13 protein-coding genes are annotated in these 16,572 nt (G+C 53.5%); 10 read left to right on the top strand and 3 right to left on the bottom strand.

Annotation, left to right across the window (positions count from 1 at the left end):
- Positions 1–42 precede the first annotated feature (42 nt).
- Positions 43–1,200, bottom strand: a complete 1,158-nt coding sequence (locus RTU33_RS17395; protein WP_312629033.1) for a hypothetical protein — start codon at positions 1,198–1,200, stop codon at positions 43–45.
- Positions 1,184–1,348, bottom strand: a complete 165-nt coding sequence (locus tag RTU33_RS17390) for a helix-turn-helix transcriptional regulator (RefSeq protein ID WP_409438259.1) — start codon at positions 1,346–1,348, stop codon at positions 1,184–1,186. The genes RTU33_RS17395 and RTU33_RS17390 overlap by 17 nt, the downstream gene beginning before the upstream one ends.
- 227 nt (positions 1,349–1,575) lie before the next feature.
- Here RTU33_RS17390 and RTU33_RS17385 point away from each other — a divergent pair, with 227 nt between their 5' ends.
- Together RTU33_RS17385 and RTU33_RS17380 are read left to right on the top strand one after the other, a co-directional pair.
- On the top strand, positions 1,576–2,808 hold the full coding sequence (locus RTU33_RS17385) for a TIGR02391 family protein (RefSeq protein ID WP_312629031.1): 1,233 nt from the start codon (positions 1,576–1,578) through the stop codon (positions 2,806–2,808).
- Positions 2,809–3,006: 198 nt separating this feature from the next.
- Positions 3,007–3,609, top strand: a complete 603-nt coding sequence (locus RTU33_RS17380) for a DUF2913 family protein (protein WP_312629029.1) — start codon at positions 3,007–3,009, stop codon at positions 3,607–3,609.
- Positions 3,610–3,691: 82 nt separating this feature from the next.
- Here the strand turns inward: RTU33_RS17380 and RTU33_RS17375 are convergent, their stop codons facing one another.
- Entirely contained in the window at positions 3,692–4,507 is an 816-nt protein-coding gene (locus RTU33_RS17375; RefSeq protein ID WP_312629028.1) for a hypothetical protein, read from the bottom strand.
- Positions 4,508–5,021: 514 nt separating this feature from the next.
- Between RTU33_RS17375 and tssB the strand changes: the two genes are divergently transcribed.
- From tssB to RTU33_RS17335, 8 genes are all read left to right on the top strand, one after another.
- A complete protein-coding gene (gene tssB / locus RTU33_RS17370; protein ID WP_312629027.1) occupies positions 5,022–5,519 on the top strand; it encodes a type VI secretion system contractile sheath small subunit in 498 nt (165 codons plus the stop codon).
- 39 nt (positions 5,520–5,558) lie between these two features.
- Positions 5,559–7,109, top strand: a complete 1,551-nt coding sequence (gene tssC / locus RTU33_RS17365; protein ID WP_409438257.1) for a type VI secretion system contractile sheath large subunit — start codon at positions 5,559–5,561, stop codon at positions 7,107–7,109.
- An 18-nt stretch (positions 7,110–7,127) separates the two neighbouring features.
- Positions 7,128–8,477, top strand: coding sequence for a type VI secretion system baseplate subunit TssK (tssK, locus tag RTU33_RS17360; protein WP_312629025.1), 1,350 nt, complete (start codon positions 7,128–7,130; stop codon positions 8,475–8,477).
- A complete protein-coding gene (gene tssL / locus RTU33_RS17355) occupies positions 8,474–9,202 on the top strand; it encodes a type VI secretion system protein TssL, short form (RefSeq protein WP_312629024.1) in 729 nt (242 codons plus the stop codon). The genes tssK and tssL overlap by 4 nt, the downstream gene beginning before the upstream one ends.
- Entirely contained in the window at positions 9,202–10,884 is a 1,683-nt protein-coding gene (locus RTU33_RS17350; protein ID WP_312629023.1) for an OmpA family protein, read from the top strand. Before tssL ends, RTU33_RS17350 begins: the two co-directional genes overlap by 1 nt.
- Positions 10,885–10,888: 4 nt before the next feature.
- On the top strand, positions 10,889–11,380 hold the full coding sequence (gene hcp / locus RTU33_RS17345) for a type VI secretion system effector Hcp (protein ID WP_312629021.1): 492 nt from the start codon (positions 10,889–10,891) through the stop codon (positions 11,378–11,380).
- A gap of 171 nt (positions 11,381–11,551) precedes the next feature.
- A complete protein-coding gene (gene tssH / locus RTU33_RS17340; protein ID WP_312629020.1) occupies positions 11,552–14,221 on the top strand; it encodes a type VI secretion system ATPase TssH in 2,670 nt (889 codons plus the stop codon).
- Entirely contained in the window at positions 14,214–16,565 is a 2,352-nt protein-coding gene (locus RTU33_RS17335; RefSeq protein ID WP_312629018.1) for a type VI secretion system tip protein VgrG, read from the top strand. The genes tssH and RTU33_RS17335 overlap by 8 nt, the downstream gene beginning before the upstream one ends.
- Positions 16,566–16,572 lie beyond the last annotated feature (7 nt).

Here is a 16,572-nt window from a genome sequence, read left to right as displayed (position 1 = left end):
AAAAACAGTAAGCCGTATTTAACAAAATATCCTTATGCTCCGTTACTTTAATGGTGGGAGGGTAAAAAATGAATTATAAAATGCTGTCATTTTTGTTTTCGTTGTGATGTCATAGTGAAAATATCGACTTACAAACCGGATTGTTTTCTTTTCCCACCGTTTTCGAATCAGGTCGGGATGTTTTTCACTGCGCAGTATTTTTTTACCAATAGTGTAATCTTTTATTAAAGAGAACATTTCCACTTCTCTTATGAGGCCGGGTTTATCACCTGTAAGCAGACAATAGAACAGGCATAGTGCAATTATTTCAAGATCCAGAGCTTCAAGGGCAAAGACTTCATTCATTTTTTTTAGTCGATTAACAACATTATTCATTCCCAGTCGTAACAATTCCCCCTGTAACAACGTGAAAAAAGGTAAGCACGCGGGAATGTTTGATATGTCAGGAGCCCGAACCTGATTAAACGTGAAGGTTTTTAATTTTCCCAGGGAGCGGAAAAATGCCTGTATATTATTTTCATTGTTGTTCTCTACTACATAACGATAAAGGCTCTGTGTAAGAGGCTGCTTCTTATACGTTCTGACACCGTTCAGAACCAGATAACGTTCACTGACAGGGACTTTATTGCCCACCAGTTTATTTATAAAAGACGGCGCAATAATGATATTCCGGGCACTATTTTCCCCTCCAAGTGAATTTGGATACAGATGACACAAATCCAGCTTCAATAATGGAACAAGCTTCAGCCTCCTCTTTCCCGAGGGAAGGGGAAGTTGATAATAGCTATAGCTACGCTGATGCCGGGCTTTACACTGATAAAGGTTGATTAAGCCAGCAATATCCTCCTGGGCGCGAAGTGAACCTATACCATGAGGATTTTCTTTAATAAGTCGCTCAGCATTCTTCCAGTATGAATGCTGCGTAGTCCGGAGAGTATGATCATCGTTGCGCAGTCTTGCTCCCTGAAAACGGCAGCTGTCAGAACAATACTTGCGATTACGGGAGTCGCCCAGCGATTGTTTACATCCCGCCCGCTGACACACTTTATTCTTCCGTGCAATCCGCCTGGCTGTGTTTTCTGAGCGTTTATAAAAATGCATTTCACAAAGATAATCCTTCTCTGCAACAGGATGCGGGTATACCGGCTCCCGGCATCCTGCTCTTTTGCAGGATGCTCTGGGCTTATAACTTCCTTGCATGTTCAACCCTCTCCAGCCAGTCACAGATCTCGCTGTACTTCCAGCGACTACTCCTTCCAAGCTTTAATGGCTTGGGGAATTGTCCTTTCTGAATTTGGGCATAGATCCACTTGTCAGTCATCTTTATTAACTGGGTGATATATTTCATATCCACAAGGGTTTCGCCGCTGAAAGTCGCCTTATCCAGGTGTGTTAATGAACCCGTCATATCTTTCGGAACAGAATTATTTTTAATCTTCATAATGTCTTTAAAATCAAATGGTTATTTGTTGTCTGGAACAGGAATAAGCTTACACATGACGAAGCGCAAAAAAAATTCCTTCAGCATCCGTATTATTCTGTTTACCTTAACCAATTGATTTAAAAGGAAAGATAATGTTGGCTATACTTAAACTGGACGCAATGACTCAGCAGGCAGCCTTTCCTGAGGTTGTTGATGAGTACACCGCTGGGTTCAATAGCATCCTGCAAGCGCTGGATGATATCTTTCCTCGTGTACTGGACGCTCATCAGTTCAAAAAGCGCATTACTGTTGGAACTTTCTATCTCGGTGTGTTAGATAAAATCACAGAAATTTATGGAAATATGGAGGAGGAGAGGCTGAAGTCCGGTGTGGAAGAGGAGCTGAACTACAATCTCTGGGATGAAGATTGCTATAACGTAGAGACTCTGAAAGACTACCGCATTGATCTTTTTATCGAAAGAATGTCTGATTCATCATTTTATAAAAGCGTGGAGTTATGCCTGTTTTACCTTATTCAGTTCAAAGCCAACTACTTACAAAAAAATAACGAAAATGCTGGAGTTGCATTAAATAATGCCGGGCAACTGCTGGATGAGATTAATGATTTCTATGAAAATTATGAAGAAAAAGAAATTGAATTGAAAGTTAAAGCCGCAGTTAAATCCAGAGAGCCGTACGAAATAGCAAAAAACGAACTTATCAGAATATTAAGTCAGTATCCGGCAGAGGTATTCAAGTCCAAAATAAAAGTATATTCAGCGATAAAAGATCAATTTTTAGAATTTACTTCAACCCGCAACAATGGTAAACCGAAAAGCAGTAATTATGAGAAAATATTAGGGCGCTGGTCAACGGAAGATGAAAACGTTAACGCTGCCTTTACAAGAGTGCTGAAGAACAAAAAAAAGCATCAAAGTGCAGAACAGCTGGATGAGGCAAGCCAGGCCAGGGCTGAAGGACTGTTTAATCAGCTTAAGGTACGCAACATTCATCCTGAAATTTTGAAGTTTTGTCATGCAGATTTTTTAAGAAATCACTACCAGGATGCTGTTTCCGGAGCTGCAGAATATATTTGTGAACGCCTGCGTAATATGACAGGGTTATCTCTCGATGGTATGGCACTGATCAATGAATGTTTTAGTGAGACAGATCCAGTGGTAACAGTAAATGAACTTTATACTGAAGCTGAATGTGATGAACAGGAGGGGGTAATGTTACTGTTTAAAGGTGCATTATTAGCCATAAGCAACATCGCTGACGATGAGTCTGGCAGTGTATGGAAGGAAGAAGATGTAGCGGATTACTTTACCTTGCTTTCGATGCTGATTCGAAAACTTAAAACTGCCCAGGTAATTAAATTCTGAAGCTCCAAGATACAGAAGTATTTGTTAAGTATTTAGATGGTTTATATATAAGCCTCACAGGGGGCACAGGGGATTCTTCCTCTTCCCCCCTTACTGCGAGTTCATGCATTCATTTTCACTCTATGTGCGGAATATTCGAAGTTGAGGCGGGTTCCTCCAGGGCTTCCCCGATGTATTCAGCGCCGATATACTTCCCTTATGAAAAAAACTCACGATAGTCTACCCCCGGAACAAACCGTCACACTACTTGCGCATTTTGCCTGGTGTGCCCTTGTTGCTTTGCGTATCGCACAACGGGGGGGTCAGGCACTCTCCCCACTCAGTATCCATGCCTTTTTGCTGCGCTGGCTTGCGACGACCCAAAAGCAAAAGCGATTTCCGCGCGTCATTGCCTCCGATATTGAAGGGTTACTGGCACTGGGGCGTAACAAAGGGCTTGCTGCCGGATTGCTTAATCGTCTTGAATACCTGTGGACATCCTGCGCAGGGCCGGTGCCCGCTCAGTCGGATTTATATCGGCTGACCTACGCCATTGAACAGCTGAAATCACAGGGCTGGGCCAATGCCGTGGTGAGTGATGATGAATGGGACTATGGTCTTCTGGCTGAAGAATACTGGGGTACTGATGCACTGCTGGTAAAAAAGACCGCGCTGACCCGTGGATTTTCAGGTAAGGGTAAGTTGATCGAATCGGTTGAATTTATCGTCACTGATGATTGTTCAGCCTGTATGGACGTTTTCCTGGCCCATGCACTCTTTGTAGCCATGCCGAAGCCTAATCGTATTACCTTACAGCCCTGATGGTTGAACCGGGTTCGCTATCCCTTCCGGTCGGGCAAACGTCGTGCAACAGCGCTTCCTCCGCTCGGATAGTGATTTGTCATCAGAATCGGACCGGTCGCCTGAGCGGCCGGGAAAGGCCCATCTTACGGGCCTGGCTGAACACTGATGAACGGGACCGGCCCGGTAACATCGCCAGAATCTCTTCCATGGATTTATCTGTAGTATACCAGCGGGTCAGAATGGCTTTCTCAGAATTACTCCAGGTCGTAATGACGGGTTTACTGCTGACCGGCGGCGGGGGAATGGCTCCTGGTGTCCTGACTTTCTTCAGGCGGATCAGCGCATTTTTAATGGATGACAAACTTCGCCCCGGAAAATGCGCCATAAGTTCCCGTGGAGAGAGATGCCTGTTTTGGTCAAGCCGCGCCCACTCCTGTCCATCCCACGCCCGCGCCACGGTATGGCCCGGTGACGCAAGGCCCAGTTCACGGGCTTTATTACGAATGGCCTCATCGGATTTATCGGGTAACCGGTGTAATACCTTCTGACCCTCAGTGGGATAGTATCGTGTCAGGCAAGTTATCTCCGCCTGTGACCAGGGATTTTCACGGCGTGACAGGCCCATTCTGGTCGCCATGGCCATTATCGCAGACCGCTTCCGGCCAGGCAGCATAGCAATAATGTCCCCGACGGGCGTTCGGCTTTCGTAGTGGTGCAGCAGAATCGCTTTTTCGTTTTCACTCCAGGGGAGGGCCTTTTTATCTGCGCAGCCGAGCAAATTTGCCATCCTTTTGACGGCCTGGGTCGTTCTGCCAAGGTGTGTAGCGATGTCAGCCAGGGACATACTCTGGTAGTGAGTTTCCACATACTCTGTTTCAGCTACGGTCCAGCGCTCTCTGTGGTTTCGTGTTTTCACGCTTTCTTCCGGTTACATTGTTCCGCGACTGACTTCATCTTAAACGAGGAATCAGAGACAACCTTGCCAGAATTGTCCTGATATCAATTTGTATCATTCATGTGGCGAATGAAATCAATCAAATTAATCTCCGGACTGATTGATTGAGTAATTTAAATAACATTTAACTAACACTTAAATATGCTTTTTGAATGTTCATGTTCTTAGTGGATATAGGGTAATTTAGGATTTTTCCCGAATATAGTCTATTTTTATGTCAAGTCTCTGATTATCGGTTTCCTCAAACTGTGGTTAAATTTTCACAGAAAATCATTTCTGAATCTGCGTTAATGCCGCGCCAGTTGTGGTCTGGCGTGAGAAAGCTCATTCAGAGTCTTGCTGCTTATTTTCAGAATCGGGACCGATCTGTTTACAACCTGAATATACAGCGCAATAATAAATGGCCTGCCGTTATATTGTGATGCTTGCGGTTATCCGGCAGGAAGCCCAATCACACCATAAGGAGAATAACCGGATGTCTCAAAGCTTTCAGGGGGAGATCCCCAAGGCACGTGTTAACATTTCTTTAGACCTGCATACTGGCGGCGCACAAAAGAAAGTTGAGCTCCCGCTTAAGTTGCTGACTACCGGGGACTTCAGTAACGGCAAGGCAACCGGCACGCTGGCAGAAAGAAGTAAAATTAATGTTAATAAAAATAATTTTGATTCTGTCCTCGCTGAACTGGATCCGGAATTAAATCTCACCGTAAAAAATACGCTTGCAGATGATGGTTCAGAAGAAAATATTCGTCTGTGTTTCCAGAAAATGAAAGACTTTGAGCCTGAAGCCGTTGCCCGCCAGGTACCCCAGTTAAAAGCGATGCTCGCCATGCGTAATTTACTGCGCGATTTGAAATCGAACCTTCTGGACAATGCCACCTTCAAGAAAGAGCTCGAGAAAATTCTCAAAGATCCCGCTTTGAGCGATGAATTACGTAATGAGCTTAATGCGCTTTCCCCGTCCCGGAATTAACAGCAATTACCGGAACTTTTAACGGAATAACTGGAAAACATGCTTATGTCAGCCAATAATGAAAGCCAGGTACAGAGTGCAGGTGCAACGATTGAAAAAACGCTGCCGCAGGGCGGGGTATATGCCTCACTGTTTGATAAAATTAATCTCAAACCGATCGCCGAAATAGGCGACCTGAATGGTTTTGAAGATAATACCGTCATGGCGGAAACGTCGGCGAATGCTCGTGTGACGGCGGCCGTCCAGGTCTTTATGCAGTGCCTGCAGAAGTCCGGCCAGAAAGTAGAGAAGCTCGATAAGACATTGCTGGATCATCACATTGCAGAACTGGACTTCCAGATAAGCCGACAGCTTGACGAAATCATGCATAACGACGCATTCCAGAAGCTGGAATCCGTATGGCGTGGGCTTAAATCCCTGGTGGATAAAACAGATTTTCGCCAGAACGTCAAGCTGGAAATGCTTGATTTATCGAAGGAAGAACTGCGGCAGGACTTCGAGGATTCTCCGGAGATTATCCAGAGCGGGCTGTACAAACAAACGTACATCGCAGAATACGACACCCCGGGTGGGGAGCCTATAGCTGCGGTTATTTCGGCATATGAGTTTGATGCGTCAGCCCAGGACGTCGCGCTGATGCGTAATATATCAAAAGTGTCGGCTGCTGCCCATATGCCGTTTATCGGCTCTGCAGGTCCGGCGTTCTTTTTGAAAAATTCGATGGAAGAAGTCGCTGCCATTAAAGACATCGGCAACTACTTTGACCGTGCTGAGTACATTAAATGGCAGAGCTTCCGCCAGACCGACGATTCTCGTTATATCGGGCTGGTGATGCCTCGCGTGCTCGGCCGTCTGCCTTACGGCCCGGACACCGTACCGGTTCGCAGCTTCAACTACATCGAAGAAGTGAAGGGGCCGGATCACGACAAATATCTGTGGACCAACGCGTCGTTTGCGTTTGCGGCCAATATGGTGAAAAGCTTCATCAACAACGGCTGGTGCGTACAAATTCGTGGCCCGCAGGCGGGCGGCGCGGTGCAGGATCTGCCTATCCACTTGTACGATCTCGGCACCGGCAATCAGGTGAAGATCCCGTCAGAAGTAATGATCCCTGAAACCCGCGAATTTGAGTTCGCCAATCTCGGCTTCATTCCGCTCTCCTACTACAAGAACCGTGATTACTCCTGCTTCTTCTCCGCCAACTCCACCCAGAAACCTGCGATGTACGACACTGCTGATGCGACGGCCAACAGCCGTATCAACGCACGTCTGCCGTACATCTTCCTGCTGTCGCGTATTGCGCACTACCTGAAGCTTATCCAGCGTGAAAATATCGGTACTACCAAAGACCGTCGTTTGCTGGAGCTGGAGCTCAACACCTGGGTGAAAGGTCTGGTCACTGAAATGACCGATCCGGGCGACGAGCTGCAGGCGTCCCACCCGCTGCGTGACGCGAAAGTGATGGTTGAGGATATCGAAGATAACCCGGGCTTCTTCCGTGTTCGCCTGTATGCGGTGCCACACTTCCAGGTGGAAGGGATGGACGTCAACCTGTCACTGGTTTCCCAGATGCCGAAGGCGAAATCGTAAGGCGAGGGGAAACCAGGGATGAAAATTCATCGTCCGTTATGGAACGAAGGGGCCCTGCTGGCCCCACAGCAGTTCCAGCAGCAGTCTGAATGGGAAGCACTTTCCCGTGCCGGCGTGGCCGATCGCGGCAGTGCGTTCCCCTGGGGCGTCGGGCATGTCGAGCTGGATGAGGCTATGCTGGCCTCTGGCCGCGTTCAGGCGCAGTCGCTGCGCCTGTGGCTCCCGGATGACACGCTGGTCGATACCCGGCACAGCGACCTGCCACCGGTACCCCGCGAAATTGACATCCCGGCATCTGCAGGCAATACCCCGGTGACGGTCTATGTCGCACTGCCGGTGATGCAGGCAGGGATCGTTAATGTGCTGACTGACACGGTGCCAGCGGAACGTCCGCTGCGCTATGTTGAGGCCTGGGAAACCATCACCGATCGTTTCGGGCAGGATGAAGAGTCGATGGCCGTGGCCCGCTTTAACCTGGCCTTCCGTTTCGGACATGAAGACAATGGTGCATGGGATACCTGCGCTGTTGCCCGTCTGTTGCGGGACGGGCAGGGGGGCTGGCGTCAGGATCCGGACTTTATCCCGCCGATGGCGCTTTTCTCGGCCAGCCGTGGACTGTGTGAACGGCTGGCACTGTTAAACCGCCAGCTGCGATCACGCCGTCAGCGGCTGATGTCCATGCGCCGCGAGAGCAATGATCGGATGGCCGATTTTGCGGTCGCTGACGTGTCACTGTTCTGGATGCTCAATGCCCTGAACTCCCATGCCCGGGTGCTCTCTGAGTATGAGCGTTTTCCGAACCGGCACCCTGAACAGGTCTGGGCAGAGCTCGCCCGTCTGGCCGGCAGTATGCTGACCTTCTCGCTGGAGCATGATCTGGAAGCTATTCCGGGGTATGACCACCAGGCACCGGAAAAGACTTTCCCGCCGCTGTTTGATCTCATCAGTGAGCTGCTGGAAGCCAGCCTGCCGTCACGTGTGGTAGCGGTCCGGATGGATCGTCTGGATCCGGAAACCTGGAAAGCGGTACTGCATGATATCCGTCTGCGCGATGAAGTGGATTTTTACCTTTCCGTACGAGCCAGTCAGCCGGCATGGCAGATTGCCGAACGGTTCGCTGAGATGTGTATTGCCGGTGCGCCGGCAAATGTCGGCGAAGTGTCTGGTGTGGCCGTCGAGGGGATTGGCCTGATTGCGCTCAGTCGCGTGCCAGCTGCACTACCGGTGCGTCTGGAAAATCAGTACTTCGTGCTGGATATGGAAAGTCCGGCGGCCCGCGAAATGCTGGATCAGGGTGTGTGCGTATTCTACGTTCCATCCCTGCTCGGTGAGCTGGAGCTTGAACTGTTTGCGGTGCTGCGCTCATGAATAAGGTTATCGACATTGATGCCCTGATGGCACAGACCTGGCTTACCGTGGCGCAGCTGCGCCATGGTGGGCTGGTGACGGATGGCCCTGCGCTGTATGCGGCCTGTAAAGCGCAGGTGGAAAGCGTACGCGAGGCGCTGGAGCGCGCGGGGCTGGGTGCTGAAAGTATTGATCACATCACTTATGCCCAGTGCGCCCTGCTGGATGAAACCGTCATGAACCGTAAGCCGGAGGTTCAGCAGGCGACAAATGCGCAAGCAGTTGTGTCCGGCGACAGTGCACCCGATGCGCTGAATGTGACGCTTGACGCCGGGCAACGCGCCTGGCGCTCTGCGCCACTGCAGGCGGTTTACTTCGGCTCCCTGAGAGCAGGCGGGGCCTTGTACGATCGTATTGCAGAGGTGCTGCGTCAGCCTGCACCGGAGCCTGCGGTGCTGACCTGCTACCAGCGGGTGCTGGCGCTGGGATTCCAGGGGCAATACAGTCTCTCTGGTGTCGGGCAGTCTCAGCGTGATGAGGTGATCGCTGCCCTGAATGAGCGTGTGCCGTCGCTTGAAGCGGGTACCTCACTGGTGGTGCAGAAGACCGGACGACGTCGTTACAACCTGTTGCGATCCGTCTGGTTCTGGATTGTGCTGGCGGTGATCCTGACCGGTGCGGTGTGGCTGGGTGGTCACCTGTGGCTGCAGGATCTGCTGCACCAGCAACTGCCGGAGCACCCCTGATGTATGGACGAACACTTGCCCGGGCTGCGTTCCCGGTGCTGGTCTGCCTGGCCGCCGTAATGTGGCTGGTATGGGGATTTCTCGCATGGCCTGTCGCAAGCAAATCGATCCTGACGCTACTCGCACTGCTGCTTTCCGCTATCTTTATCCGTCGGCGTTATCGTCAAAAACGACCTGCACAGCAGATCGATGACGCCGGTCACTTCCCACCAGAGAGCCATACCGGACCTGTGGTGCTGGTCTGCGGTGATGTGGATGACGCCATGTTTGCGGCAGGCCCGTGCCGGGGCACGGCGCAGGGCTGGTATCTGCGGATAACGGAACTGACCGGACTCACTCCTTTTGCAGAATGTCTGCTGGCCCGTACCCCGACGATGGCAGGCCAGCTCGCCGTGATGTACCGCTGTTTGCCGGACCAGCATGAAGATGAGGCGTTGTTGCGCGCCTCCCTGAAAGCGCTGCGTCTGCAGATGAAGCAGTTGCGGGACCTGACCGGCTATAGCGTGCCGGTGGTCCTGAGTACCGAATTCAGTGGTCCGGAAACGCCCTGGATAGTGGTACGGGGCAATACGGCTCTGGTGTGTCCGGAAGACGAATCTGCCGTCACCCTCGGCGAGTGGCAGCAGTCCCCACAGACGGCCTTTATTCAGCCATACCTGACCCAGGCAACATCGCTGCTTCATTCCGTGATGCTGGATGAATTGGGTAAAGCGGACAGGCTGTGTCCGGCCATACGACCGTTTGCTGTCACCCTGCGTCTCGGGTCGGTATCCACCTCGACAGGTGCGCTGTGGCCACAGTTATTGTTCCGCCAGACCCGCATTGCGCCTGCCGGCCGAGTCACTGTCTGTGAACCCCGCTGGCATTTTGCCGATGCAGTGCTCCCCCTGCTGGCCCCGTATACCACCCCGTTGCAGGGTGGCAAAACCGGGCGTCGGGTGGTGATGGTTTTGCTGTTATGCGCCCTGGGTGCCATTGCCCTGTCCGTGCGGCATAACCAGTCTCTTATCCACAAGGTCAGCGCCGATCTCCAGCGCTGGCAGGCTATCCCGATGAACCACTATGCCCCGAAAGCGCAGGCCCTGCATGCCCTGCAGCAGGATGCATTGCTGCTGGAGCGCTGGCAGCGTCAGGGAGAGCCCCATCGCTATGGGCTCGGGCTGTATCCGGGCAACCGCCTGTGGCTGGCGGTGCAGCAGGCCATTGATACGTATGTGCCTCCGCCGCCACCGCCAAAACCGAAGCCAAAGCCGGTACCGAAAATTGTCCGTCTCGACAGTATGTCGCTGTTTGACTCCGGTAAAGCGGTACTGAAAACCGGCTCCACCAAAATGCTGGTCAATTCGCTGGTCGGTATTAAGGCGAAGCCGGGCTGGCTGATTGTGGTCGCGGGTCATACGGATAACACCGGAAATGCACAGCTGAACCAGACGCTGTCGCTTGAGCGTGCCGCAGCGGTACGCGACTGGATGCGTGATACCGGTGACGTGCCGGAGAGCTGTTTTGCGGTGCAGGGCTATGGCGCAAGCCGTCCGATCGCAACCAATGACACGCCGGAAGGCCGCGCGCAGAACCGTCGTGTCGAAATCAGCCTGGTACCGCAGGCGAATGCCTGCCAGATACCGGGCCAACCCTCAGCGTCATCGCAGGATGATGGCGCATCACAACACAATGGAGAGTAATTCCATGGCAATTCCTGTTTATCTTTGGCTGAAAGACGACGGCGGTGCGGACATTAAAGGGTCTGTTGACGTTCAGGAGCGTGACGGCAGCATCGAAGTGGTGGCGCAGGAGCATAACCTGTACATCCCGACCGATAACAACACCGGCAAGCTGACTGGTACGCGTATCCACACGCCATTCAAATTCACCAAAGAAATCGACTCCTCCAGCCCGTACCTGTACAAGGCGGTGACCACCGGTCAGACCCTCAAGTCTGCGGAATTTAAGTGGTACAAAATCAACGACGCGGGTCAGGAAGTGGAGTACTTCAACACGAAGTTAGAAAACGTGAAAGTGGTGAAAGTGGCTCCGGTCATGCATGACATCAAGGATCCTGCTTTCGAGAAGCACAACCACCTTGAGCAGATCGAGCTGCGTTACGAAAAAATCACCTGGACCTACAAAGACGGCAACATCATTCATTCCGATTCCTGGAACGAACGCGCCACCGCGTAAGTCACGAAGCGGACAGGGCTTCTCTGTCCGCTTTTTTGCTGAGCGTCTGCCCGTGCGGGCGTTGAGCAAAAAAAACCACAAACTGCCAGCCCGACCGCATGCGCTTTGGTCCCCTGAACGGGAAACAGCGAAGGGCGGTAGCGTGCCCGGAAGCCATCAAGAGAGAGAAAAATGGAAAATCCAGCCATCCTGTTACGTCGTCTGAATCCGTACTGTGCCCGCGCGATGGAAGGGGCGGCCTCGCTCTGTCAGACCCGCGCCCATGCGGAAATTCTGCCTGAGCACTGGCTGCTGAAACTGCTGGAGCAGGGAGAAGGAGACCTGACGGTGCTGGCGCGCCGTTATGAATGGGATATGGATGCACTCTGGCAGGAAATGCTGGCCTGGCTGGATACCCTGCCACGTTTGGTACGCAGCCGCCCGCAGTTATCCGCTGATATTCAAAAGCTGATGCAGGAAGCCTGGCTGCTGGCCTCACTCGATGGTGAGGCCCACATCCGCAGCATCTATCTGCTGATGGCATTGGTGAACAAGCCTAAATTGTTGCGCTGTGACGGCCTGTGGCCACTGTTGACGCTGAGTCAGAGCCGGCTGGATAGTCTGCGCCCGCTGCTCGACGCGCAGTCCGATGAACGTCCGGAAGTACAACTGGAAGCGGAACTGGCACAGAACCATGGCGGAGAAGTGGAGTTCGTCGGGCGTCCTGTCGGCGCAGAGGTAAAAGAGGGAGAGCTGACCCCGGCCCTGCAGAACGCGCTGGATAAATTCACTCTCGACGTCACTGCCAAAGCCAGAGAGGGCAAAATCGACCCGGTGTTTGGTCGCGATACTGAAATCCGCCAGATGGTGGACATTCTCTCCCGTCGTCGTAAGAACAACCCGATTCTGGTCGGCGAGCCGGGTGTCGGCAAAACGGCACTGGTCGAAGGCCTGGCGCTACGAATCGCTGAAGGCAACGTGCCGGAAAGCCTGAAAACCGTGGTACTGCGTACCCTTGACCTCGGCCTGCTGCAGGCGGGGGCGGGTGTGAAAGGTGAATTTGAACAACGTCTGAAAAATGTGATTGATGCGGTGCAGCAGTCGCCCGTGCCCATTCTGCTGTTTATCGATGAAGCCCACACCATTATCGGTGCAGGGAATTCAGCCGGTGGCGCGGATGCGGCCAACCTGCTGAAACCGGCGCTGGCGCGTGGTGAACTGCGCACCATCGCTGCCACCACATGGAGCGAGTACAAACAGTATTTTGAACGCGATGCGGCACTGGAGCGCCGCTTCCAGATGGTGAAAGTGGACGAGCCAGACGACGACACCGCCTGCCTGATGCTGCGCGGCCTGAAATCCCGTTATGCGGAACACCACGGCGTGCATATCACCGACGATGCGGTACGCGCCGCCGTCACGCTTTCGCGTCGTTACCTGACCGGCCGCCAGCTGCCGGATAAAGCCGTTGACCTGCTTGATACCGCAAGCGCCCGCGTGCGTATGAGCCTCGATACTGTACCCGAACAACTGACCCGCATCCGCTCGCAGATGACCTCTCTTGAAATGGAGAAACAGGCACTGCTGGAAGATATCGCGCTTGGCAACAACCAGCACGGCGAACGCCTGACGGCAATCGAACAGGAAGAGAATGACCTTATCGTTGCGCTCGACGAACTGGAGTCCCGGTACGCTCAGGAGCTGAAACTCACTGAACAGCTGCTGGAAAGCCGGCAGGATATCTCCCGTCAGGGTGAGACTCACGCGTTGCAACAGGAGCTGAACAGCATGCAGGACAGTAATTCATTGCTCTCCGTTGATGTGGACGTGCGCACCGTCGCCACCGTCATTGCCGACTGGACGGGCGTGCCACTGTCTTCTCTGATGAAGGACGAACAAACCGAACTGCTGAGCCTGGAAGACGAAATCGGCAAACGCGTGGTCGGGCAGGATGTGTCCCTCAATGCCATCGCTCAGCGACTGCGCGCCGCCAAAACCGGCCTGACGTCAGAGAACGGCCCGCAGGGGGTATTCCTGCTGGTTGGGCCGAGCGGCGTGGGGAAAACCGAAACCGCACTGGCGCTGGCCGATGTGCTGTACGGCGGTGAGAAATCGCTGATTACCATCAACCTGTCCGAATACCAGGAACCGCACACGGTGTCGCAGCTGAAAGGCTCCCCTCCGGGCTACGTCGGCTACGGGCAGGGCGGTATTCTGACCGAAGCCGTGCGCAAGCGCCCGTACAGCGTGGTGCTGCTTGATGAGGTGGAGAAGGCGCACCGCGACGTGATGAACCTGTTCTATCAGGTGTTCGACCGCGGCTTTATGCGCGACGGTGAAGGGCGTGAAATTGACTTCCGCAACACCGTTATTCTGATGACCTCGAACCTTGGCAGCGACCACATCATGCAGTTGCTGGACGAACAACCAGAAGCGACGGAAGGCGACCTGCACGAACTGCTGCGCCCGACTTTGCGTGACCACTTCCAGCCTGCGTTACTGGCCCGCTTCCAGACCGTGATTTACCGTCCGCTGAGCGAGCCTGCCATGCGCACCATCGTGGAAATGAAGCTCGCTCAGGTGAGCAGGCGCCTGCATCGTCATTATGGCTTGCCCACGAATATTGAAGAGAGTCTCTACGACGCACTGACGGCCGCCTGCCTGCTGCCGGATACCGGGGCGCGTAACGTTGACAGCCTGCTCAATCAGCAAATCCTCCCGGTACTGAGTCAACAACTGCTCACTCACATGGCCGCGAGGCAGAAACCGCACAGTCTGACACTTGGATGGGATGAGGAAGAGGGCATCGTGCTGGCGTTTGATGCCGCGCAGAATACCCAACAGGAGGTGAACGATGACTGAACGCTTAAGTAGCCTGGCGCAGAAGGCGATTGATGAAGCCCTGGGGCTGTCACGCTACCGGGTGGATGTGCATGAGTGCGATCATTTCCTGGACGTGCTGCGGTTTCGTGCCAGCGAATCGCTGAGCCAGCCGTGGCGTTACGAGGTCACTGTCACCTGTGCCACAAGTATTGCCAGCAATGAAGTCATGTTGAAACCGGCTTCTTTTACCTTCCAGACACCTTTGTTTGATGGTACGCCAGCGGTGCCGGTACGCACAGTATACGGCGTGGTGGATACATTCCGTCAGATCTCGATGTCGAGGGATGAAATCACCTATGCCCTGCGCATCGTGCCGCGTATAGCCCTGATGCAGCACACTCAGCGCAGCGAGGTGTATCTGAATCAGTCGGTACCGGAAGTGGTGGAGCAGATCCTGCGCTCCCACGGGCTGGAAGGGGCCGATTTTGAGTTCCGCCTGTCGCAGAATTACCCGGCCCGTGAACTGATTACCCAGTGGCGCGAAACGGATCTTGAATTTATCCAGCGCTTACTGGCAGAAGTGGGGATCTTCTGGCGTTTTGAGATGGACAGCCGCATTGAACAGGATGTTGTGATTTTCCAGGACAGCCAGATGCAGTATCAGTTTGGCGTAAAACTCCCGGTGATCCCGCCCTCACGCACCAGTGATAACGGTCAGGAGAGTGTCTGGGATATCAGCCCGGAAGATCATGTGGTCACCGGAAGCGTCGCTAACCGCGACTATAACTACCGTGAAGCACTGACGCCACAGGACAGTTCGGCGACCGTCCGTCAGGAAGGCGGGGCCACTACCGGCGAGACCTACCACTACGCGGAGCCGTTTTTGAGTGAGGGCGATGCTGACACCCTGGAAGGCGGTGCCTGGTTTGCCCGTCTCCGTCATGAGCGCGCACTCAATGCGCAACAGATTGTCACCGGGCGTTCAAGCAGCCCGGTACTGGTCCCCGGTGAAGTGCTTGAAGCCCAGGGCAATGTTCCTGAGTCGCTGAAAGACGGCATTGTCATCACCGGTGTTCAGACGTCGGGGGCGCGTGACAAAGGCTTTCAGCTGCGTTTCACGGGGATCCCCTACAGTGAAACTGTCTGCTATCGTCCGGCATTAATCAACCGCCCGGTGATCGCAGGTTCTCTCCCTGCCCGGGTGGAAAGCGATGAGAAGCATGACACCTATGCATACCTCGATAATCAGGGACGCTACCGCGTCCGGCTTGATTTTGATCGCAACAATACCGAACAGGGGTATGCCTACCTCTGGCTGCGCATGGCGAAACCGTACGCCGGGGATACCTACGGCTTCCACTCCCCGCTGCTTGACGGTACCGAAGTTTCGGTGATGTTTGACGGTGGTGATCCGGACAGGCCCTACATCGCCCACGCCCAGCATGATTCCGAACACCCGGATCACGTCACCCGCGACAATCACACGCGAAACGTCTGGCGCACGGCGGGGGACAACAAACTTCGCCTGGAAGATAAGCGTCAGGAAGAGCATTTCAAGCTGGCGACGCCGTTTGGCAAGACGCAACTCAACGGCGGTCATGTTGTAGATAGTGAGCGTGAGCCCCGCGGGACCGGTTTTGAACTGCGCACCGATGAATACGGTGCGCTGCGTGCCGGAAGAGGCATGTTCCTGACTGCGGATGCGCAGACTGCTGCACAGGGCAAAGTGCTGGAAATGTCCCCCGCTATTGAACGCCTTAACCAGTCTGCAGCAGAAATGAACCGCCTTAATCTTCTCGCGCAACAGGCTCAGGCGCTCACCTGCGACCTGGAAAGCCAGAACAGACTGCTGGAAAACCGTCTGAAAGACCTTCAGTCAGCTGCACTGTTGGGGAGTGCGCCGCAGGGCGTTGCTTTCACATCGGGTGAGCACCTTCAGATGACCAGTAAACAGAACACCATCCTGAGTGCGGGTCAGCATCTCGATATGGGGGCGATGAAGAACATTACGCTGGCCGCCAGCGAGTCTGTCGGGCTTTTTGCCCATCAGTCCGGGGCAAAGCTGATTGCCAACCAGGGGGATGTTGAGGTTCGCGCAGAGGCGAGCTCAATGGAGATGACCTCAGAGCTGCTGTTTACCATCAGCAGCAGCAAGGATGAGCTGCTCATCAGTGCGCCTAAACTGCGACTCAACGGCGGCGGCTCCAGTATCACGCTGGACAACGGCGGCATTGTGGAAGAAACCCTAGGGGATTACCTGGTGAAATCTGCGCATTACCGCTCGCCGATGGCCGGGGGCAGCATGGACATTACGCCGCCTCAGTTCAGCCAGGCAAACGCCAGCGTGACGCCTCCCAAAACACGTAATATCCCTTCACGTTAAGGATGAC

The sequence above is a fragment of the Scandinavium sp. genome, from assembly GCF_032012665.1.
Taxonomy (GTDB): domain Bacteria; phylum Pseudomonadota; class Gammaproteobacteria; order Enterobacterales; family Enterobacteriaceae; genus Scandinavium.
The sequence above is the reverse complement of the archived record's forward strand: the minus strand, read 5'-3'. Positions and strand labels throughout refer to the sequence as shown.